At 60.6% G+C, this 21649-nt stretch carries 15 protein-coding genes and 1 pseudogene; 6 read left to right on the forward strand and 10 right to left on the reverse strand.

The genetic code is table 11. The annotated features are described in order from the left end of the window. Window positions 1–168: 168 nt before the first annotated feature. Together pncA and ACODTO_RS24925 are read left to right on the forward strand one after the other, a co-directional pair. Complete coding sequence (gene pncA, locus ACODTO_RS24920) at window positions 169–798, forward strand: bifunctional nicotinamidase/pyrazinamidase (protein ID WP_139648688.1); 630 nt, start codon at window positions 169–171, stop codon at window positions 796–798. Between the two features lie 3 nt (window positions 799–801). Beyond that, window positions 802–1443: a DUF1345 domain-containing protein gene (locus ACODTO_RS24925; protein ID WP_489107216.1), complete on the forward strand. Its 642-nt coding sequence runs from the start codon at window positions 802–804 to the stop codon at window positions 1441–1443. A gap of 111 nt (window positions 1444–1554) precedes the next feature. Here ACODTO_RS24925 and ACODTO_RS24930 read toward each other — a convergent pair whose 3' ends face one another. After that, window positions 1555–2859: an ATP-binding protein gene (locus ACODTO_RS24930; protein WP_139648684.1), complete on the reverse strand. Its 1305-nt coding sequence runs from the start codon at window positions 2857–2859 to the stop codon at window positions 1555–1557. A gap of 4 nt (window positions 2860–2863) precedes the next feature. Beyond that, window positions 2864–3565, reverse strand: coding sequence for a response regulator (locus tag ACODTO_RS24935; protein WP_024777367.1), 702 nt, complete (start codon window positions 3563–3565; stop codon window positions 2864–2866). Window positions 3566–3711: 146 nt separating this feature from the next. Here ACODTO_RS24935 and ACODTO_RS24940 point away from each other — a divergent pair, with 146 nt between their 5' ends. The 3 genes from ACODTO_RS24940 (at window position 3712) to ACODTO_RS24950 (ending at window position 8604) form a co-directional block, all read left to right on the forward strand. Beyond that, window positions 3712–4869 carry an efflux RND transporter periplasmic adaptor subunit gene (locus ACODTO_RS24940; RefSeq protein WP_489107217.1) on the forward strand — a complete coding sequence of 386 codons (1158 nt, stop codon included), beginning with the start codon at window positions 3712–3714 and terminating at the stop codon, window positions 4867–4869. 14 nt (window positions 4870–4883) lie between these two features. Beyond that, window positions 4884–7985 carry a multidrug efflux RND transporter permease subunit gene (locus tag ACODTO_RS24945; RefSeq protein ID WP_489107218.1) on the forward strand — a complete coding sequence of 1034 codons (3102 nt, stop codon included), beginning with the start codon at window positions 4884–4886 and terminating at the stop codon, window positions 7983–7985. Between the two features lie 172 nt (window positions 7986–8157). After that, a complete protein-coding gene (locus ACODTO_RS24950) occupies window positions 8158–8604 on the forward strand; it encodes a hypothetical protein (protein ID WP_041022186.1) in 447 nt (148 codons plus the stop codon). An 88-nt stretch (window positions 8605–8692) separates the two neighbouring features. On the opposite strand, the gene ACODTO_RS24955 is transcribed toward ACODTO_RS24950, so the two are convergent. The 8 genes and pseudogenes from ACODTO_RS24955 to ACODTO_RS24990 form a co-directional block, all read right to left on the reverse strand. Then, entirely contained in the window at window positions 8693–11026 is a 2334-nt protein-coding gene (locus ACODTO_RS24955; RefSeq protein WP_041022187.1) for an autotransporter outer membrane beta-barrel domain-containing protein, read from the reverse strand. A 207-nt stretch (window positions 11027–11233) separates the two neighbouring features. Next, window positions 11234–13267, reverse strand: coding sequence for a hypothetical protein (locus tag ACODTO_RS24960; protein ID WP_041022188.1), 2034 nt, complete (start codon window positions 13265–13267; stop codon window positions 11234–11236). Between the two features lie 180 nt (window positions 13268–13447). Then, window positions 13448–14245, reverse strand: coding sequence for a hypothetical protein (locus ACODTO_RS24965; RefSeq protein ID WP_041022189.1), 798 nt, complete (start codon window positions 14243–14245; stop codon window positions 13448–13450). A gap of 319 nt (window positions 14246–14564) precedes the next feature. After that, a complete protein-coding gene (locus ACODTO_RS24970) occupies window positions 14565–15746 on the reverse strand; it encodes a pyridoxal phosphate-dependent aminotransferase (protein WP_489107219.1) in 1182 nt (393 codons plus the stop codon). A gap of 42 nt (window positions 15747–15788) precedes the next feature. Continuing rightward, window positions 15789–16652, reverse strand: a complete 864-nt coding sequence (locus ACODTO_RS24975; protein ID WP_489107222.1) for a methyl-accepting chemotaxis protein — start codon at window positions 16650–16652, stop codon at window positions 15789–15791. 42 nt (window positions 16653–16694) lie between these two features. Then, window positions 16695–17414, reverse strand: a pseudogene (locus tag ACODTO_RS24980) (MCP four helix bundle domain-containing protein); the annotation flags it as partial. 188 nt (window positions 17415–17602) lie between these two features. Then, window positions 17603–18739 (reverse strand): glycerate kinase, encoded by a 1137-nt coding sequence (locus tag ACODTO_RS24985; protein ID WP_139648669.1) that lies wholly within the window; start codon window positions 18737–18739, stop codon window positions 17603–17605. A gap of 222 nt (window positions 18740–18961) precedes the next feature. Continuing rightward, window positions 18962–20086, reverse strand: coding sequence for a sugar diacid recognition domain-containing protein (locus tag ACODTO_RS24990; RefSeq protein WP_489107220.1), 1125 nt, complete (start codon window positions 20084–20086; stop codon window positions 18962–18964). Window positions 20087–20246: 160 nt separating this feature from the next. Here ACODTO_RS24990 and ACODTO_RS24995 point away from each other — a divergent pair, with 160 nt between their 5' ends. Further along, window positions 20247–21557, forward strand: a complete 1311-nt coding sequence (locus ACODTO_RS24995) for an MFS transporter (RefSeq protein ID WP_489107221.1) — start codon at window positions 20247–20249, stop codon at window positions 21555–21557. Window positions 21558–21649: the final 92 nt, after the last annotated feature.

Here is a 21649-nt window from a genome sequence, read left to right on the forward strand (position 1 = left end):
ATCAATCTGGGAATGTTTACGACGAAAGACACTTCGCCGTGCATGGAGATTATTGTTGGATGTGCCGCCGCTTCGCACGGCTGTTCGCGATGACGTAGTAGCCCGCGACGATACTGGATCCGATCCGGTTCCGCTAAGCTTGCAGACGACTTCAAGGAGAACGTAGCCATGACTCGCGCCACAACTACTGCATTGCTGGTGATAGACGTACAGAACGATTTCATCCCGGGTGGCCAGTTGGCCGTGCCAGGGGGCGATGAGATCGTGCCACTGATCAACCGTCTGGGCCGGTCATTCACGCGGGTCATCCTAGCACAGGACTGGCACCCGGCCGGACACGCTTCGTTTGCGTCCAGCCACCCTGGCAAGCAACCGTTCGACACCATCCCGTTGCCCTACGGCGAACAAACCCTGTGGCCCGACCACTGCATACAAGGCAGCCAAGGCGCGGCGTTGCACCCGGCACTGGACCTGCCCCATGCCCAACTGATCATCCGCAAGGGCTGCAATCCGGACATCGACAGTTATTCGGCGTTCATGGAGGCCGACCGTCAGACACCCACCGGGTTGGCGGGTTACCTCAAGGAGCGCGGCGTCGACACCGTCTATGTGGTGGGGCTGGCCCTGGATTTCTGCGTGATGTTCACCGCCCTGGATGCGCGGATCGCGGGGTTCAATGCCGTCGTGGTACTCGACGCTTGCCGGGGCATCGATATCGAGGGTTCGATAGACGCGGCGCTACGACGGATGCAACAAGCGGGTGTGCAATTGATTCAGTCCACCGACATGACGAACTAACCTGTGCCCTTCCTCGCTCGCACCCACCCACGCCTTTCCGGCGCAACGGCCCTTGGCCTGATCGCGGGACTCCTGGTTCCTGCGGATTCAGTCATCGGCAAAATCCTCATCGGCTGGAATGTCGGAGTCTGGACGTACCTGGCACTGATGGTCTGGCTGATCGTGCGCGCCAAGGCGCCCGACGTCAGGCGCATCGCCGAGATCGAAGACGAAAATGCCGGGCTGGTCCTGCTGGTGGTCTGTATCGCGGCGCTGGCCAGCCTGGCGACCATCACCTTCGAGCTGGCCGGCAGCCGCGACCTGCAAACCGCAAGCAAGCTGCTGCATTACGGTTTCACCGCGCTCACGGTGATCGGTTCATGGCTGCTGATCGGGGTGATCTTCAGCGTTCATTACGCGCGTTTGTATTACACCTGGGACGGCAAGGAGCCGGCCCTGCGGTTTGCCGAAGGGCTGACCACGCCCAATTACTGGGACTTCCTGTATTTCTCGTTCACCATCGGCGTGGCCGTCCAGACCTCGGACGTGGGCGTTGCCACCCGGCAGTTACGCAAGATCGTGCTGGCGCAGTCGTTGATCGGGTTTGTGTTCAACACGGCGATTCTCGGGTTCTCGATCAATATTGCTGCGGGGTTGTTTGGGTGATGAAGGGGGGCCGCTTTGCGGCCCAGCGGGGCGGTGCGACGTTTCGCTAAATCCCCTCGCCACAGATAAATCCCCTCGCCACAGTAAATCCTCGCCACAGGAAACTGCAGGTTATGGCTGGGGCGTTGGCAGCCACAACCTGAAGCGTGCGCCGCCCAGCGGTGAGACGTCAGCCGTCAAGGTGCCCCCCTGGGCTTCCAGGGCGCGGCGACTGATGGCCAGGCCCAGGCCGAAACCGCCCGTGGCGCGGTCGCGGCTGCGGTCCAGGCGGTAGAACGGCTCGAACACCCGCTCGCGCTCGCCGTCGGGAATGCCGATGCCGTCGTCGTCGACCCAGATCTCGCAGCCCTCGTCGCCCACTCGCACACCGACCTGGATCCGCTTCTCGCAATAACGCATGGCATTGCGCAACAGGTTCTGCAGTGCCCGGGCCGTCAGCCGCGGGTCCAGCACAAAACGCTCCAACGTCCCATGCAAGAGCACGTCGATCACCACGTCCGGCGCAGCCAGGTCCTCGTCGACGCTGCCCAGGATGCTGTCGATGAACTCGTCCAGCGGCACTTCGACCTGCTCCGGCAGGCGCTCGGGATTCTGCAACCGACTGTAGGAGAGCAATTCCAGTACCAGCTCGTCCAGTTCACGAATGTGCGCCACCAACCCTTGCAGGCGCTCGCGGCTGGCCGGTGGCAAGTCATCGGACAGCGCCAGGGCCAGACCGAAGTCGAGCCGGGTCAAGGGGGTACGCAATTCATGGGAGACCGCATTGAGCAAGTCCCGCTGCTGGTTGAGCAGGTTCTCGATGTCACTGGCCATGGTGTCGAACACATGGGCCAGGCTACCGATGTTCGAGCTGGAGGCGATGTGCGTGCGCTCGCTCAAATGGCCCTTGCCGAAGCGTTCGGCGGTGCTCCTGAGGCGCTCCAGGTCGCGCCAGTGCGGCCGCAGCCACAGCAACAGGCACGCCAGCATCGTCGCGCCGATCAACACGTTGATGCTCCAGTACAACCAATTGACGTCGGTCGGGTCAGGAGGAACGATCATCTTGACCACCGTGCGCTCGTCCAGAGGCGCCACCGCCAGGGTGCGCCAGGCCCAGTCACCCAGGCGCACCACGTTCTCGCCACGCTTGAGACGCGCCTGCTCATCCGCGCTGAAATCCGCGTCATCAATGGCAGCCAACTCGATGCGCAGCGGTTCGAATTCCTTGTCCATCTGCGCCGCCAGCGCCGGCCATTGCTCACTCGGCACGGCATGGAACTGCTTGCTCATCAGGGTTTGCAGGCCACGGGAGTAGTCGAGGTTGTAGCTCATGAACCGCTCATGGAACAGGCGGATCACCAGTTCCGGCATCAGGTAGATCGCTGCGCTGTAGGACACGATGGTGACCAGGTAAAGGCGGATCAACAGCTTCCACATCGACTCAGCACTCCCACTCGGAGCGGCTGAACAGATACCCCTTGCCCCACACTGTCTTGATCTTGCGCGCTTCGCCGGCGTTGTCGTCGAACTTGCGCCGCAGCTTGGAAATCGCCACGTCCACCGAGCGGTCGGTGCCGTTGAATTCGATGCCGCGCAAGCGTTGCAAGATCTGGTCGCGGCTCAACACTTCGCCGGAATGACGGGCCAGCACCACCAGCAGGTTGTACTCGCCACTGGACAACTCCACCGCTTGCCCGCGCCAGGTCACGGTACGTTCGGATAAATCGATGCAGAGGTTGCCCATGAGGATGCGGTCGTTGGCCGTCTGCGGCTCGCTGAGGCTGCTGCGCCGCAGCAAGGTGCGCACCCGCGCCAGCAACACCCGCGGCTCGCACGGCTTGGTGACGTAGTCGTCGGCGCCCATCTCCAGGCCCAGCACCTGGTCGTGACTGTCGTCCCGGGCGGTCAGCATCAGGATCGGCAGGGTCGCCGAATCGGCCCGCAGCAAACGGCAGACCTGCAAGCCGTCCAGCCCCGGCAGCATCAGGTCGAGGATCACCAGGTCCGGCGGATCGACCCGCGCCCGTTCGCGCACATGATCGCCCCGGCTGAGCACGCTGACCTGATAGCCGTTGCGTTCCAGGTAACTGGCGATCAGTTCGCTGAGGGCGGTGTCGTCTTCCACCAGGAGGATGTTGGGCATGGGGGGTTCCAGAAAGTGCTGTGGCGCCTGGCAGGGCCCCATCGCGAGCAAACCCCTTACACAATTTCACACACCCCCTACAAACCTTTACCGCTGTCCCCCACCGCTCTCCGTAGCATGGCGACGTTCATCATTGGGGAAGCACCATGCCAAAGAACTCTTTCGCCACCCTGGGCCTGCTGCTCGGGGTACTGTCGTTGAGCGCCTGCGACAAGGCCTCGCCACCCACGGACGAGGCACCGCGCCCCACCGTTGCCATCGAAACCGTCGAAGCCCGGCCGCTGTCCATCAGCAGCGAATTGAGCGGGCGTATCGCCGCGCCGCGCATCGCCGAAGTCCGCGCACGGGTGCCCGGTGTGGTGTTGCAACGGGTCTACCGCGAAGGCAGCGATGTGAAAAAGGGCGACGTGCTGTTCCGCATCGACCCAGCGCCGTTCAAGGCCGACCTGGACAGCGCCGAGGCGGCGTTGCGCAAGGCCGAGGCCAACGCGTTCCAGGCGCGCTTGCAGGAGCAGCGCTACGCCCGGTTGATCGAGGACAACGCCATCAGCGCCCAGGACTACGACAACGCCCGCGCCGCCGCACGCCAGACCGCCGCCGATGTCGCCGCCAACAAGGCCGCCGTCGAGCGGGCCCGGTTGAACCTGGGTTATGCCACGGTCACCGCGCCGATTGCCGGACGCATCGGCCGGGCACTGGTCACCGAGGGCGCGCTGGTGGGGCAGAACGAAACCACGCCGCTGGCTCTAATCCAGCAACTGAACCCGATCCACGCCGACCTCACCCAATCGACCCGCGAACTCAACGAGCTGCGCCGGGCCTTGCGTGCCGGCCAGTTGCAGCAGGTCGGCCAGGACCAGGCCAAGGCCACGCTGATCCAGGACGACGGCAGCCTCTACCCGCTACCGGGCAAGCTGTTGTTCACCGACATCAGCGTCGACCCGGGCACCGGCCAGATCACCCTGCGCAGCGAGTTCCCCAACCCCGATCTCGACCTGCTGCCCGGCAGCTTCGTGCGCGTGCGCCTGGAGCAGGCCTTCGACCGTCAAGGCATCAGCGTGCCACAACGGGCCATCCAGCGTGACAGTGCCGGCGTCGCCCAGGTGTTGCTGGTCGACGCCGAGCAGCAAGTCAGCCTGCAACCGGTGGAACTGGGCGGCGTACAGGACAACCGCTGGATCGTCACCCACGGCCTGAAGCCGGGCGACCGCATCGTCGTCGAAGGCCTGCAACATGCCCGCCCCGGTGAAAAAGTCCAGATCGACAACTCCCCTCTCCCACTCGCCCAGGCACTTGGTCAGTAAGCAGGACGTTTCCCATGCCGCAGTTCTTTATCGACCGTCCGGTGTTTGCCTGGGTGGTCGCGTTGTTCATCCTGCTGGCCGGTGTGCTGGCGATCCCGCAATTGCCGGTGGCCCAGTACCCGGACGTCGCGCCACCACAAATCGAGATCTACGCGGTGTACCCCGGTGCCTCGGCGCAAACCGTGGACCAGAGTGTCGTCAGCCTGATCGAGGAAGAGCTCAATGGCGCCGACAACCTGCTGTACTTCGGTTCCCAGAGCAGCCTGGGCAGCGCCACTATCACCGCGACGTTCAAGCCCGGCACCAACCCGGAACTGGCCCAGGTCGACGTGCAGAACCGCCTCAAGGCGGTGGAGTCGCGCCTGCCCCAGGCGGTCACCCAGCAAGGCTTGCAGGTGGACAAGGTCTCGGCCGGTTTCCTGCTGCTGATCACCCTCACGTCCAATGACGGCAAGCTCGACGACGTCGCCCTCAGTGACTACCTGGCGCGCAACGTGATGAACGAGATCAAGCGCCTGGACGGCGTCGGCAAGGCGCAGTTGTACGGCGCCGAACGGGCGATGCGGATCTGGATCGACCCACAGAAACTGCTCGGCTTCAACCTGACTCCGGCCGACGTCAACGCCGCCGTCCTGGCGCAGAATGCCCAGGTTTCAGCGGGCAGCATTGGCGACTTGCCGAGCCGCGGCACCCAGGAAATCACCGCGACCATCCTGGTCAAGGGCCAGTTGTCGACGCCGGAAGAGTTCGCCGACATCGTGCTCAAGGCCAACCCCGACGGTTCCACCGTGCGCATCGGCGATGTGGCGCGGGTGGAGGTCGGCAGCCAGGAGTATCAGTTTTCCACCCGCCTCAACGGCAAGCCCTCCACGGCCGTCGGCGTGCAGCTGTCGCCGGGGGCCAATGCCTTGAGCACGGCGACCCTGGTGCGGGCGAAAATGGACGAACTGGCGCGCTACTTCCCGGCCGGCGTGGAATACAAGATTCCCTACGACACCTCGCCATTCGTCAAGGTCTCCATCACCAAAGTGATCTACACCCTGGGCGAGGCCATGCTGCTGGTGTTCGCCGTGATGTTCCTGTTCCTGCAGAACATCCGCTACACCCTGATCCCGACCCTGGTGGTGCCGGTGGCGCTGATGGGCACGTTCGCCATCATGCTGGCGCTGGGCTTCTCCATCAACGTGCTGACCATGTTCGGCATGGTGTTGGCCATCGGCATCCTGGTGGACGACGCCATCGTCGTGGTGGAGAACGTCGAACGGATCATGGCCAGCGAAGGGCTGTCGCCCAAAGATGCGACGCGCAAGGCGATGCGCCAGATCACCGGGGCCATCATCGGCATCACCCTGGTGCTGGTGGCGGTGTTCATTCCTATGGCGTTCATGCCGGGCTCGGTGGGTGTGATCTATCGACAGTTCTCGCTGTCCATGGCCACGTCGATCCTGTTCTCGGCGTTCCTGGCCCTGAGCCTGACGCCCGCACTGTGCACCACCTTGCTCAAGCCTATCGGCCAGGGGGAGCATCACGCCAAGGGCGGCTTCTTTGGCTGGTTCAATCGCCGCTTCGATCAACTGGGCGAGCGCTATCAAGGCTGGGTCGCCTATGCCCTCAAACGTACCGGACGCTACCTGGTGATCTACGGTTTGCTGCTGGTGGGCATGGGTCTGCTGTTCAGTCGCCTGCCCTCCTCGTTCCTGCCGGTGGAAGACCAGGGCTACACCATCACCGACATCCAACTGCCGCCCGGCGCGAGCAAGAACCGCACGGTGCAAGTGGTTGAGCAGATCGAGGCACATAACGCCGGCGAGCCGGGTGTGGGTGACAGCACGGTGATCCTGGGCTTCAGTTTCTCCGGTAGCGGGCAGAACGCGGCGCTGGCGTTCACCACCCTCAAGGACTGGTCACACCGTGGCAGCGACGACTCGGCCAGCGCCATAGCCGAGCGAGCCAACCAGGCCTTCGGCGGGATCAAGGACGCCATGGCCTTCGCCGTGCTGCCACCCCCGGTGGATGGCCTGGGGACGTCCAGCGGCTTCGAGTTCCGCCTGCAGGATCGCGGCGGTCTCGGCCACGCGACGCTGATGCAGGCCCGCGACGCATTGCTCGCCGCCGCCGAAAAAAGCCCGGTGCTGATCAACGTGCGCGAAAGCGCCCTGGCCGAAGCGCCGCAAGTACAGCTGGAAGTCGACCGCAAGCAGGCCAATGCCCTGGGAGTATCTTTCGCCGATGTTGGCAATGTGCTGGCGACCGCTGTGGGTTCGAGCTACATCAATGACTTCCCCAACCAGGGGCGCATGCAGCGGGTGGTGGTCCAGGCCGAAGGCGACCAGCGCAGCCAGGTGGCCGATCTGCTGAAGATCCATGTGCGCAACGATGCCGGGAAAATGGTGCCGTTGTCGGCCTTCGTCCAGGCCAAGTGGACTCAGGGCCCGACGCAACTGACCCGCTACAACGGCTACCCGGCCATCAGCATTTCCGGCGAACCGGCACCGGGCTACAGCACCGGCCAGGCCATGGCGGAGATCGAACGGCTGGTGGCCCAGGGGCCGGCAGGCCTGGGCCAGGAATGGACCGGTCTGTCGTTGCAGGAACGCCTGTCCGGCACCCAGGCGCCAATCCTGCTGGGCCTTTCATTGCTGGTGGTGTTCCTGTGCCTGGCGGCGCTGTATGAGAGCTGGTCGATTCCCGCCTCGGTGCTGCTGGTGGTACCGCTGGGAGTACTCGGCGCGGTGCTGGCGGTGTCGTTGCGCGGCATGCCCAACGACGTGTTCTTCAAAGTCGGGCTGGTGACCATCATCGGCCTGTCGGCGAAGAACGCGATCCTGATCATCGAGTTCGCCAAGAGTCTGTACGACGAAGGCCACGACCTGGTCGACGCCACCCTCCAGGCCGCACGCCTGCGCCTGCGGCCGATCATCATGACCTCCCTGGCGTTCATCCTCGGCGTGGTGCCCCTGGCAATCGCCACGGGGGCCAGTTCGGCGAGCCAGCAGGCCATCGGGACCGGGGTGATTGGCGGGATGATCAGCGCGACGTTGGCGGTGGTGTTTGTGCCGGTGTTTTTTGTGGGGGTGATGAGGTTGGTGCGTGGTCGCCGGAAGGATCTTAACTGAATGGGTTTGACAAGGACGTCACACGGCATCAAGCACAGAAGCTGCGCTTTGTATAGTTGTAATGTCTGACAGTATACAGCGGAAGAATATGAGTCTTATATGAACTGTCCACGCATGCGACATCGTAGGATGCCGCTGGATCTTCCGTCGAACAGTATGGAGATTTTTACTCATGAGCAGCGCAGCCACAAACTTAGATAATGCCCCCCTTGAGACCGAGGTGGACTTCACTGCCAACCTTGAAGACAATTCGAATTTCAGCGCCGCCCTCACCACATTGAGGGCTTCTACCACCCCTGTGCGGGGTGATGTGTGGGTCGTGATCGCCACTGAATGGAGCAACGGCAAACCCAGGACATTCACGATCACCTATTCGAGAGATATCAAGGACGCTATCGGTGCGGAAATTACCGATATCGATCGACACGTCAATCTGATCTACAACAACTACGAAGATCCGGACAATCCAACCCTGCAGAAAGCGAGATCCGGAAGCATCACCTACACAATGGGATCATCACAACGCTTCACTGGATCATTCGAAGCGAACATTGACAAGGCCGATGGGAACGGCAGCTATTTGTGCAGAGGTCGCTTTGATACTGTACTCAGCTCGTAAATTAAATGGCCATAAAAAAAGCCCTGACTCTGAATCAGGGCTTTTGTTTTCTGATTAACCACTCATCAGATGGTCTGCTGTTGGCACCCTACCATTTGAATTGCACGCCGACGGTGCCCCCTATTGGCATTTCAATACCCTTACCATTCATGTATTCAACTTCGGCGTGAGCTTGCCAGCGCTGCGACAGGTTGACGGCAATACCTGCTCCCAATTCAGCGCGTGATCCGGAAAGATCGTTGTTGAACACGTTGTTGTTGACTTTGACTTCATTGTTCTTGGAAAACTCATGGGCGAATGCCGCACGAACATAAGGCTGTACCGTCGCGCCGTTGTCCAGTTGCATGTCGCGCCCCAGCGTCACACCGGCTTTACCCAAGAATGAATAAGTGCGGTCACCCTCTGCCTGCAAGCCGTTGTCCAGGTGATAATCCTTCCCCTGTATCGCCATGGCAGACCATTGGGTAAACGGCTCGATGAAGTAACCATCGTCAAGCTTGATATGGCGACCGACCTCCACCGAACCGCCGAGGCCATTGTTGTCATAGTCGCCCTTGGATCGACGCCCATCGCTCATACCGACCTTGGCTTCATTCCGAAACCGGTTCAGCTTGAGCACGCTATCGACGTAGTAGCCGCTGACATCGTCCATCCATGTCAGGTAGGTACCGATGTAGTAGCTTTTAATCGTGCCCGAAGTACCGTAATGCAGATCCAGGTCCGAAGTGCTATGACCGGCCATGACCCCCAGCAACCACTGTCCATCGCCTACCGGCAAAGGCGCGTCTGCACCCAGCGTGAAGCCCTGCTGGGCCTGGCGGTAGCCCGCGCCGTAGCTGTCGGATACGTTGTATTTGTTACCGTAAGCCCTGAGCCAGGCACCGGATTTCTGCGGATTGAAGCGCAACTCCCCCATTCGGCTGCGCAACGACGTGAGTTCGCCATACCACACCGTCGGCGCGGTATTGAACAACGCCATGACTGCGCGGGTGGAAGGGCTGACTGTGCGGGCCGTCGGATCCAGGAACCAATCGTTGCCGGTGTCGCTCTGCTTCAAGCCATAGGAGTATGCCCCCAGGTCGACCTCGCCACCGGCATTGGCAAGGGAGAACGACGCGTCCCCGCCTCCGGTATGGACCACCTGGATAGGCTGACCACTGGCCGGGTCGACGCCGCTACTGGCAACCATGAGTTGATGATTGCCAGTCGCTGTTCCCGTGACATTGAGAAAATCGGTCTGGTTGGTCGTAAAATCGGTGCCGATGAGGAACAGGCCATTGCCGGACAAGGTTCCCACGTTCAATTGATAGAACGCATTATCGGCGCCCATTCTCACCGTACCGCCATTGAGCGTGAGGTCACCGACCTGACTGTCGCCCGTCATGGTCCAACTCGATTGAGCGTCGATACCGGCCGTCGCGACATTGGTCATGACACCGGTCAAGTGCGAGCCTTGTTGCAGCGCCACCGTCGCGGTGCTGCCCGCCTCGGCCGTTATGTCACCGGTCAAAGAACCTTGGGTAAACGTCAATGCGGCGGTGCTGTTGTCGGAAACCAGGACATTACCCGTCAGGTCGCTGAGTCCGACATTCATGGCGGCGTCACCCGCCCCACGCACCTCCAGAATCGTCCCGTTGCTGCCGGTGAGCGTCGAACCATTGAGCACGTCGATCTGCGCAACTGGAGCAGATCCGCCGGCGTAATCCACAACGATGGCAGAACCGTTTCTGCCCTCGACACTCGACCGATCCAGCGTTAGCTGGCTGGCAGTGGATATGCCAGTCTCAAGCCCCATGACGACGCCATTTTGACCACCGATAATGCGTGTGCCGTTGCTGGCGGACGCTGAAGCACTGCGCAGCGAAAGCCCGAAGCTGGTGGCTCCCGTCCCCTCGACTGTCGAGTTCGAGAACCCCAGGGAACTGAAGGCTGTCGCGAGAGCACCGCCCGTGACGCCTGTAAAGCTGCTGTCCGTAGCCGTTACCGTCGAGCCGGTCGTCGTACCGACAACATGCAGGGCCGATAAACCCAGGCTATTTCCAGTGATGGTGCTGCCGTTGACGGTAGCACTGCTGTTCTGGAGCTCCAGCCCGGCAAACGAGTTGCCACCGACGACCGTGGTGTTTGACAGGTTTACGGTTGAATCCTGCCTGCCAATAATGCGTTCGGTAGTGGCGCCACTGGCATTTACCGTCGATTGTGTAGCAACGATATCGAGCGTTTGCGCACCATCGACATTCAATGTGGCGTTCTGCGAAAGCGCCCAGCTTTCCACGGCGTGACCGTTGGTAATGGTCTCGCTTTGGCCGACCAATGTCCCGGCTAGTGTTGGTTCAACCAGTAATAATGACAAAGACAGCGACGAACTGCTTAGCCATCTTGCTGTCCCCGGTCTCATTCCAACGTACTTTATTGATCGCATAACAGAACTACCCACAGTTGCCACTCCACAAAGAATGACGAAGTTGATTAACGAGCGACGAACCCTTCACCCAGACGGCGGGTAAACTACAGATATCTGTCACAGACTGATGTAGGAAAAGTCCGATCGTGCTGCGGGGTTTTTCCTCGTCTTACCAAGCGCCAATGTCGAGAAATCGAATCGTTCCCGACATTGGCGCAATGCCGACTACAGAGTTGGAGTTCCTTCGCAATAGTTATGACTGGTGTTAAGTAGAGAAACCTCATTAAAAAACTCTTGCGAAGGCGTGAGCACGCCTCCAATAGTCACCTCATACCATACCTTTATAAAGCCATTCGGCAGACCGGAACTATAAGGAGGCTGGATGGGTTTAATTTTTGTCAGATAAGGCTCGATATTTTTTTGGAACTCCCCTCCCGGCTCCGTACCCAAGATAGTGTAAGTATCGCTGTACTCTGTGCCAATAATAGGATCAAGCCCTAGCGAATCCCTTGTACCAACTGACTTCAAGGTAACGACAGTGCCGGCAGGCATATGAACCGGATCGATATCAATCTTCACCGGCAATGCCCAAGTATTCCTTATCAAGGAAGCACACGAAACATAACTTCCCGATCCAAATACGCTGATTCTAGGAGGGGGTAAATCAACCTTAACGGCATCGATCTGGACCTCGGTAGGCAGTGACCTCATTCGGTTACGGCCACCATTTTCCTCAATGGTCCAATGGGCAATTTTTCTACCCACCCCGACGCTGTCAATGAATGCAGCATCCATCTCATACGTTAATGTCGACACCGTCCCGGCCACGAGCGCTTCACTGTGAACTTCCTGTCCATCGAACCACAACTTGGCAAGTTCATCGCCAACTGGCACCCAGGTACTGGTCCCGTCAACCATTGGTGTGCTGATTGTCGCCGGTTTTCCCCGGTCGTCCGCAGTAATATGGTTGAGTGTGCCGGAACCATTGACTGCTACAACCGTAACTTTCACCATGTTCGGGTTTTCCAACCCTGGAAAAATCGGATTTATAGGGCCGCGGTAGGTAAAATCCAGGGCGGACTCCGTCGGATTGGAGGGAATCAGGCCCTCGACACCTCGTGAAAAGTTATATTCCGCAAAGACAGGCAAGTCCGCAGTAGAGTTCCCCCAAAGTGCAACCAACACATTTTTCTGAAGGAGAAACTGGAGCCTTTTGTTAGGCACCTCCGTACCTAACGGCTGCGGCGGCAAATTAAATGAGGTATTGCCATTGGCATTGCGAATCAGCGGAAGAATCTGATCGTTCTCCTGGCCGTTGATGGTGTAGGGCACCTCTACATAAACCGGGCTTTCCAAGTCGGCTAGGTCTATGACATCCGGCAATATCCCTTTTGGAATAACGGGATCTCGAAGTAGAGGTCGAGGACGCTTCTGGACATTGAAAGGACTCGCGAATGCGGGTTCACTTTCATTGCCCACCACGTCATGCAACACATACCAAATATAGTAGAGCCCATCCGGTTCTGGGATATCAGCCTTTGGCACGGACACCTCGCCTGACGGCGCCAACGTTTGCGTGTGGATCGGCGTCCCGATGCCATAATTGGACCCTGCATAGACGTCAATACGGTCGTCCTCACGATAGAAGGCATAGGTCGTATTGACGGTGAGTTCAAGTGCCGTATTGTTATCGAGCCACTCGTCATCAATGACTTCGCCGGTGCTCAAGTTTACGAATTCAGCCGCCTCTGGCTTTAGCCTCACGCCTGATGATTTGTCATGTTCAGGTGCATACCGGTCAATTTCAACGGGGACCCAAGGCAATGGATCTGGGTTAGTATTGCCTCCCCAGATAATATTAAATTGGTATTGGTAAGTACTTGAACCCTTAGTCGTGTCAGTATCCAGCAGCGGAACAGTTGGTATTGGAACATCAAGTAATACTGGGCGATTACCTATCGGACCGAAGGCTCGTTGATCCACTAATGTTTCTGACCCATCCGGTGCAAGCTGGTACAAACTCCATGCATCAAATTCATCAGGAGGTTGAATTTCAGCGGTTTTAAACTGCAGAATCATGGTACCCGAATCCAGTATCGATTTAGGTATCAAGTCGTCTACAATCTTACCGACAATGATTGGCGTCTCCACCAAGACACCGGAACGTGTCGTCGAGGTGCGCAACGCCAATCGAGAACGGTCGGCAATCTGCCGCAGCGTCAAGATCTCACCATTTACATTTACGCTTCTACTAGTCATCTCTCGTTTCTCCATGACATTAAATCGATCAAGTCATGCGAACCCAGATTGACCACACGCATCGACTCGACCACCTGATTTGAATTGGCGGATCTATCCAACCACACCGACGAACGCCTCAAGCACTTATCTTGCTTCGACCCGACTTACACACTCATCCTTACCCAAACTCCATTTCCCTCAAGCAAATCCCCCGCACGGCATTTCCTCCCCAGGAATGACGCGGTCAATTTTGACCAAGCCTTTATACGACTTGGCTATGGGAATACGATTTCGATAAATCGTATATTGAGCAATACCGGAATCGTTATTCACCATGGGCTTTACGTAAGGTACGAAAGGGATCTCCATGACAAAGCCATTGACCGCCTCGCTACTAGTTAGCGTTTTGCGAAACTCATAAACAGGCGTCAATGCCGGTGGACTACCATTCAAAGTGTCAAAACCCTGCCATTCAAGAACACATTCATCCTGCCCGCTGAAAATGGATTCCGGCGCTATTGCCACTCGGACCTTTTCCCAGATCGGCACGGGTGAAGTGCAGTTGAGGTAGCCCCATAGGTTGCTGTCCGGAAAGGTCGGTTCCGCCAACGTCGGCACAAGCACAGGTGTATGATCGATGGTCAGCCGGCGTACGGGTGAAGGATCCGTATTACCGTCGTGCTTAGTCAACAGATAATGAATATAAGCGATACCGTCCACACTCATGTCTTGAGGCGTTATCGGAAACGTAAACTCCGGCCTGTCATCAGCGGGCGTATATCTATTCCGATAAATTTCTCTGTCATTAGGCTGAACCCAAAATACGACAAGATCGGTATATTCCCCAGGTTGATCAGGAAAATCCGCCCAACGCGGTATTCTTCCGGTTGTGCCATTAATCAGTTGTTCCAGCGGTATCTTGCCCTCCGGATCCTGATCACTCACTCCGTCTATACGCAATGGCTGAGCGGTGATTTGCTCGTTAGGAGATGACATCACATATTCACTCCGGAGAAAGTGCTTTTGTGCACATGTTTTTCTAGAGAAACCCTCGATTCAATTAGGCACTGGACTTATCCGACTGCCTACTGTCATATCTGACAGGTCTGAATACCGTTTATCGGATTTGACGGAGCGATACGTGCGCAGACAGCCCGCGATCACCGGATGTTTTGAAACGAAAAAGGCATTGGAGCGGCTGTAAACAATAAGGATAGGCACTTGAATGTTGATTAGTCATAGCGGACGCTTTTTTACAACTTGGAGTTGTCCGCCATGGTTGAGAGCCAAGAGGTGAAAGCGTTTCAACCGCCCCTCAAGCACATCGAATCAGTTCTGCCGCACACAACGCAATCCGCCGGCACGCCTCCGTCAGCTTCACCCGGTCGACCACCAACCCAATGCGAATATGCCCCGCCGCACTCGGCCCAAACGCCTCCCCCGCCAGCACCGACACGCCATACCCATCCAACAGCCGCTCGGCAAATGCCTGGGCAACGAGCCCCGTCCGGCGCACATCCACCATCACGAACATGCCACCGTCGGGCCGAATGGGCGTGAGCCACGGGCAGTCATCCAGCATGGCGCACACCAGGTCGCGACGCTGGCGATACTCCTCACGCATCTGCGCCACCTCAGGCAGATCCTGCTCCAGCGCCACCTGGGCCGCCCGCTGCACGAACTCCGGCAAACCGAACAGCATGCACAACGACAGGTTCTCCAGGTGCTCGGCCAGGGGTTCGGGGCCAATGACCCAGCCGATGCGCCAACCGGTCATGGCGTGGGATTTGGACAGGCTGTTGATGGTCGCGGTGCGTTCGGCCATGCCCGGCAGGCTGGCCGGGCTGATGTGCTCGCCCTCGTACAACAGGTCGCTGTAGACCTCGTCACTGATCAGCCACAGGTCATGCTCGATGCACAGTTGCGCCAGCGCCTGCCAGGTGGGCAGTCGCAGGCTGGCCCCGGAGGGGTTGTTGGGGCTGTTGAGCAGCAGGGCCCGGGTCTGCGGGGTGATCAGGCGGGCCACATCGGCCGGTTCGACCCGGAACGCATTCTCCGGGCGTACCGCCACCGGTATCACTTTCGCCCCGCAGGCGCCGAACACCGCTTCGTAGGTGACGTACATAGGCTCGGCCACGATGACTTCGTCGCCGGGGTCGAGCAGACATTGCGCGACCGCATACACCGCACACTGCGCGCCCGGCAGCACCGTGATGTGCTCAGCCCCGACCGACTGGCCGCTACGCCGACGATGACGGTCCGCGATGCTGGCGCGCAGACCGTGGAGGCCACGGACGTCGCAATAGTGAGTGTCCCCGGCCCGCAGGCTGTCCACGGCGGCGTCGACGATGGCCCGCGGCGTGTCAAAATCCGGATCGCCCACCGACAGCAACAACACGTCCCTGCCCTGCTCACGCATGGCCAGTGCCCGGTCGTGGATCTGCCACGCGGCGGCACCCTCGCCGGAGATGCGTTGGGTCAGGACTGAATAGCGCATGTACGGCTCCTGGTTTATGCGGTGTCCAGCCTCAACCCTATCTCAAATCACAAACCGCGCCACCATCGCATTCAAGCCCACCGCCAGGCGCGACAGCTCGTGGGTGGCGTCACTCGTCTGTTGCGCGCCCGAGGCCGATTGCGTCGCCAGGTCGCGGATGTTCACCAGGTTGCGGTCCACTTCACGGGACACCTGGGCCTGTTCTTCCGAAGCGCTGGCAATGACCAGGTTACGTTCGTTGATCTGGTGGATCGACTGGGTGATCTGTTCCAGGGCGACGCCGGCGGCACGGGCCAGCTCCAGGGTGCTCTGGGTGCGCTGGTTGCTCTGCTGCATCGATTGCACCGCCTCGCCGGTGCCGTTCTGGATGCCGGCGACCATCCTTTCGATTTCCTGAGTCGACTGTGCGGTGCGATGGGCCAGGGCCCGGACTTCATCGGCCACCACGGCGAAACCGCGTCCGGCTTCCCCTGCGCGAGCCGCTTCGATGGCGGCGTTGAGTGCCAGCAGGTTGGTCTGTTCGGCGATGGCACGGATCACGTCCAGCACCTTGCCAATGTCGCGTCCCTGGACGGCCAGGCCCTCGACCATGGTGGCGGTGGCTTGCACGTCATGGGTCATGGTCTGGATCGCCTCGACGGTTTCCACCACCCGGCTGCGACCTTCCTGTGCGGCCTGGGTCGACTGGTTTGACGCTTCGGAGGTCGACACGGCGTTGCGGGCAACCTCTTCCACGGCGGCGGTCATCTCATTGACGGCGGTCGCCGCCTGTTCGATTTCATTGTGCTGGCGTTGCAGGCCACGGGAGGATTCCTGGGTCACCGCACTCAATTCCTCGGCCGCCGCGCCCAATTGGGTGGCGGAACCGGCAATCTGCTCGATGGTCTTGCGCAGGCTGCTTTGCATGTCGGCCAGGGCCTGGAGCAAACGAGCAGGTTCATCCTTGCCGTCGACTTCAATGGCCTGGACCAGGTTACCGCCGGCGATGACCCGTGCCGCCTCCAACGCGCGGTTGAGCGGCGTGACGATGCTGCGAGTCAGGAGCACAGCGAGCAATACGGTGGCTAATGCGGCAATGACCGAGACGGCGATGATTCCGGTGATGGCGCCGCTGTAGTGTTCACCCGCGCTGGCCGAGGCCTTGCTGGCATTGGCCACATTCAGCGTGATCAGCCCGTTGAGCTGCTCGCCCATGAGGTCAGTGCCTTCCTTGATCCGAGTATTGATGTGCGCACGTAGCTCATCAAGCTTGTCCTGTCGCGACAGCTCGAGCATTTGCTCCTGATCCTTCAGGTATTTCTCAAGGGTCACGGAAAAGGTCTTGTACAGCCCGGCCTCTTCGGCGCCGGCCGGGAGCGCCGCGTAAGCGGCGTTAGCCTTGTTCAGCTTTTCCACCAGAACACCGATACGGGTCTCGGCTTCCTTCAAGCTGGCCGGGTCCCGGTTGACCAATATGCGAAACGAGAGAATGCGCATGCGCAGCACGCTCTCCATCACATTGGACAGGTGGCCGAGACTGGGTACCTCATTCTGCTCCATGTCCAGCGAGGCCTGGCGAACGTCGGACATACGATCGGCGGCGAAAACACCGAGGATAATGACCAGCAAGGCAATGAAGGCAAAGCCGAGAAAGGCTCGGGGGGCGATATTCAGGCTGCGTAACGACATGGGTGGACCTCGGTGTGATGGGGTCGAGCGTCCATGCCGGTCAGCGTATCGATTGCAGGAGCTATGAGAACGCTTGCCCCGTTATCGGCTGGACGTGAGCCTTCATTTAGGGCACCCATGAAATATATTTCATAATGTGTCAAAAAATCGTGGCAAGGGCGCGTGCTCCCTGCGCCACGGTTAGCCGGTCACCGGGCGGCGACCCGCCAGAGCCGGGCGATGTCCCGGGCTCGTTCGCGCAGCAAACGTGGTGCGTCGACGCAAGCCTCTTGCAGCGTCATCGGCCCGCTGACCAATGCGAAGGCGGCATCGATGCCATGCTCGTACAGCGCCTGGTAACCCTCCCCCAGCGTGCCGGCAATGACCAGCACCGGCACGCCATGACGGCGTGCAACGCGAGCCACGCCAAAGGGTGTCTTGCCCCGCAAGGTCTGGGCGTCGAAGCGGCCTTCTCCGGTAATCACCAGGTCGGCGTCCTCGATGGCATCGGCCAGGCCAGTCAGTTGGGCGACGACGTCCACGCCGGCCCGAAACTGCGCATCCAGAAATGCCTTGGCCGCGAATCCCAGCCCACCGGCGGCGCCGCTGCCCGGTTCGTCCCTGACGTCGCGGTTCAACACCTGGGCGCAGTGTCCGGCGAAGTGCGCCAGGGCCCGGTCCAGTTGCTGCACCTGCTGCGCGGAGGCGCCTTTCTGGGGACCGAAAATCGCTGAAGCACCGTGAGGCCCGCAGAGGGGATTGTCGACATCGGCGGCAATCTCGACACTCACCCCGGCCAGGCGCGGGTCCAGGCCACTCAGGTCGATGCGCGACAGCTTTGCCAGGGCCAGGCCGCCGGGCGGCAGGGGTTGCCCGTGCTCATCCAGCAGCGCCACGCCCAGTGCTTGCATGGCACCCGCACCGGCATCGTTGGTGGCGCTGCCGCCAATCGCCAGGATCACCCGCCCTGCCCCTTCATCCAGGGCCGCACGAATCAACTCGCCGGTGCCATAGGTGCTGCTGGTACAGGCATCGCGCTGCCCCGGCGGCACCAACTGCAAGCCACTGGCCTCGGCCATTTCGATGATCGCCGTGCGACTGTCGGCCAACCAGCCCCAACGCGCCTCGACCGCAGCGCCCAGGGGGCCACGGACGCGGGTATGACGCCATTCGCCGTTGCACGCGGCCAGCACCGACTCCACCGTCCCCTCGCCACCATCGGCCATCGGGCATTTGATCAACTGCGCATCCGGCCAGACCTCACCCAGCCCGACGGCGATGGCATCGGCTACGCCCTGGGCGCTGAGGCTGTCCTTGAACGAGTCGGGGGCAATGATTATTTTCATTCTGGTCTCCGGTTCCGATGCTCGACATGCTGCCAGCAGACCGCCGACGTCGCGCCGGTCTGCCGCACAAAAGACACGTGGGATTATTGTTCAGATTCACAAAAGCAGGTGCGTACACCGAAGATCCACTGTGGGAGCGAGCCTGCTCGCGATAGCGTCAGTTCAATCAACCTTGATGTGGACTGACACAGCGCTATCGCGAGCAGGCTCGCTCCCACAGGGTTATGTGGCGGGACTTTCGGTCTGTGGCAGCAGTTGGATGCCAAGGTACAACGCCAGCATCCCATCCAACCGCAGCGGGTCCACACCACTGAGCTCGGCGATGCGCTCCATGCGGTAACGCAGGCTGTTGCGATGGATGCCGAGGGCTTCGGCGCAGGCCTGGCTCTGGCCGTCGTGTTCACACCAACTGCGCAAGGTCGCAAGCAGTTGGCCGTTGCTGTCCTTGGCGATGACTTTGCGCAACGGCGTGAGCAACTCGTCCAGGGCGTCATCGTTGCGATGGCGCCAGAGCATCACCGGCAACCGATAGCGATTGAGCGTCAGCAACCTCGATTGCGGCAGCACATCACGCCCATAGGCCAGCAAGTCCCCCACCCGTCGGTAGCAACGCCGCAGACCCGCCAGTCCCTCGGCCTGGCCGCCCACCGCGACCCGCAGGATATTCCAGCCCAACCCGTCGAGCTTGCCCAGCAAGCGCTCGTTCTCCACCGAGGCGGTGACCGGTCGGCACCAGAGCAAGGAGGACTTGGACGAGGTCAGGCACCAACTGTCGGGGTAGCGGGACATCAGCCAGGCGCTCAGCGCCTCGACGGTCTGCCCCTGCCCATGTTCCAGCCCCAACTCGAACAGATACGGCACCCGTGACAATTGCGGCTTGAGGCCCATCTGCCGCGCCTCATCCAGCAACCTCGGCGAATCCCCCGCGTCCCCCAGCAACAACGCCAGCAAGTCATCGCAACGCTGGCGGCGCCACTGCTGTTCGGCCTGTTGGTTGCGCTGGCCCAGGAGCATTTCGGCGGTCATGCGCACCAGCTCGGCATAGGTGCGCAACGGCTCCGGCTCGCCGGTGATGCCCAGCACACCGATCAGCCGTTGATCGAGCATCAGCGGCAGGTTGATGCCCGGTTGCACGCCCTTGAGCCGCAGCGCCGTGTGCGCATCGATCTCCACCACCCGACCATTGGCCAGGACCAGTTGCGCGCCCTCATGACGGGTATTGATCCGCTCGCGCTCGCCACTGCCCAGGATCAGGCCCTGGTTGTCCATGACATTGACATTGTACGGCAGGATCGCCATCGCCCGGTCGACGATGTCCTGCGCCAGGTCGTGATCGAGTTCGAACATGGGCGGAGTTCCTTGCAAGGGGGATTGGTCAGGCGCACAGGGTCCGGGCGCAAACCCTGTGCCCAGGCACAAAGACACGGGCCCTTGGGCTGGCAGAGACTCAAGGGGCGGTCAACGTTACCCCTTGGCTCGCAAAAATCATAATAAAGAGAGACTCGCCATGTCCCAGAGCGCCACAGCCGTCCTGGCTACTCCAGACGAAAAAAACAGCGTCTACAAACGCATCACCCTGCGTTTGATCCCCTTTATCTTCATCTGCTACCTGTTCAACTACCTTGACCGGGTCAACGTCGGCTTCGCCAAGCTGCAGATGCTCGACGCGCTGAAGTTCAGCGAAACCGTGTACGGCCTCGGCGCCGGGATCTTCTTCATCGGCTACGTGCTGTGCGGTGTGCCGAGCAACCTGGCCCTGACCCGATTCGGCCCACGGCGCTGGATCGCCCTGATGATGATCACCTGGGGCACCTTGTCGACCTGCCTGCTGTTCGTCACCACTCCTACCGAGTTCTACACCTGGCGGCTGCTCACCGGCGCCGCCGAAGCCGGGTTCTTTCCCGGCGTGGTGCTGTACCTCTCGCAATGGTTCCCGACGTTCCGCCGCGGCCGGATCATGGCGTTGTTCATGTCGGCCATCCCGGTGTCCGGCCTGCTGGGCAGCCCGTTCTCCGGTTGGATCCTCAACCACTTCGCGGCGGGCCAGGGTGGCCTGGCGGGCTGGCAGTGGATGTTCCTGCTGCAGGGGATCCCCACCGTCATTCTCGGCGCCCTGGCGTTTTTCCTGCTCAGCGACACCTTCGCCAACGCCAAGTGGCTGACCGCGGAAGAACGCGCCGTGCTCACCGCCGACCACGCGCAAGACCTGGCGAACAAACCGAAGACCAGCAGCGACTCCCTGCTCGCCGTGTTCAGGAACCCGGCGATCTGGGCGTTCGGCCTGGTGTACTTCTGCATCCAGAGTGGCGTGTACGCGATCAACTTCTGGCTCCCGTCGATCATCAAGAACCTGGGCTTCAGCGATAACCTGACAATCGGTTGGCTGAGCGCGATTCCCTACCTGCTGGCTGCGCTGTTCATGCTGTTGGTGGGGCGCTCGGCGGACCTGCACAAGGAACGTCGCTGGCACCTGGTGGTGCCGATGCTGATGGGCGCGCTGGGGTTGCTGATCGCGGTCAACTTCGCCGGCACCCCGGTCATCGCCATACTGGGCCTGTCCATCGCCACCATGGGCGCCCTCACCGGCTTGCCAATGTTCTGGCCGGTGCCCACCGCCCTGCTCAGCGCGGGCGCGGCGGCCGGCGGCCTGGCGCTGATCAATTCCATGGGCCAGATGGCGGGCTTTCTCAGCCCATACCTGGTGGGCTGGGTGAAAGACGCCAGCGGGTCGACCGATGCGGCGCTGTACCTGCTGGCGGGGGTGATTGTCTGCGGGAGCGGGCTGGCATTGCGCATGACCCGTACTTTGAAAGCCTGACACCAGATCAGCGACAGCAAGGCTGTGACAGCAAGACTGTGGGAGCATGGCTTGCCCGCGATGAAGGCGCCTCGGTTCCCAGGTGAATCGCG

The sequence above is a fragment of the Pseudomonas sp. FG13 genome (genome assembly GCF_057809755.1).

What these genes read in the sequence shown, in the direction of transcription:
- pncA (WP_139648688.1), top strand. Translation starts at nt 169, where the DNA reads ATGACTCGCGCCACAACTACTGCATTGCTGGTGATAGACGTACAGAAC.
- ACODTO_RS24930 (WP_139648684.1), bottom strand. Translation starts at nt 2,859, where the DNA reads ATGTGGAAGCTGTTGATCCGCCTTTACCTGGTCACCATCGTGTCCTAC.
- ACODTO_RS24935 (WP_024777367.1), bottom strand. Translation starts at nt 3,565, where the DNA reads ATGCCCAACATCCTCCTGGTGGAAGACGACACCGCCCTCAGCGAACTG.
- ACODTO_RS24940 (WP_489107217.1), top strand. Translation starts at nt 3,712, where the DNA reads ATGCCAAAGAACTCTTTCGCCACCCTGGGCCTGCTGCTCGGGGTACTG.
- ACODTO_RS24945 (WP_489107218.1), top strand. Translation starts at nt 4,884, where the DNA reads ATGCCGCAGTTCTTTATCGACCGTCCGGTGTTTGCCTGGGTGGTCGCG.
- ACODTO_RS24950 (WP_041022186.1), top strand. Translation starts at nt 8,158, where the DNA reads ATGAGCAGCGCAGCCACAAACTTAGATAATGCCCCCCTTGAGACCGAG.
- ACODTO_RS24955 (WP_041022187.1), bottom strand. Translation starts at nt 11,026, where the DNA reads ATGCGATCAATAAAGTACGTTGGAATGAGACCGGGGACAGCAAGATGG.
- ACODTO_RS24960 (WP_041022188.1), bottom strand. Translation starts at nt 13,267, where the DNA reads ATGACTAGTAGAAGCGTAAATGTAAATGGTGAGATCTTGACGCTGCGG.
- ACODTO_RS24965 (WP_041022189.1), bottom strand. Translation starts at nt 14,245, where the DNA reads ATGTCATCTCCTAACGAGCAAATCACCGCTCAGCCATTGCGTATAGAC.
- ACODTO_RS24970 (WP_489107219.1), bottom strand. Translation starts at nt 15,746, where the DNA reads ATGCGCTATTCAGTCCTGACCCAACGCATCTCCGGCGAGGGTGCCGCC.
- ACODTO_RS24975 (WP_489107222.1), bottom strand. Translation starts at nt 16,652, where the DNA reads ATGCAAAGCAGCCTGCGCAAGACCATCGAGCAGATTGCCGGTTCCGCC.
- ACODTO_RS24985 (WP_139648669.1), bottom strand. Translation starts at nt 18,739, where the DNA reads ATGAAAATAATCATTGCCCCCGACTCGTTCAAGGACAGCCTCAGCGCC.
- ACODTO_RS24990 (WP_489107220.1), bottom strand. Translation starts at nt 20,086, where the DNA reads ATGTTCGAACTCGATCACGACCTGGCGCAGGACATCGTCGACCGGGCG.
- ACODTO_RS24995 (WP_489107221.1), top strand. Translation starts at nt 20,247, where the DNA reads ATGTCCCAGAGCGCCACAGCCGTCCTGGCTACTCCAGACGAAAAAAAC.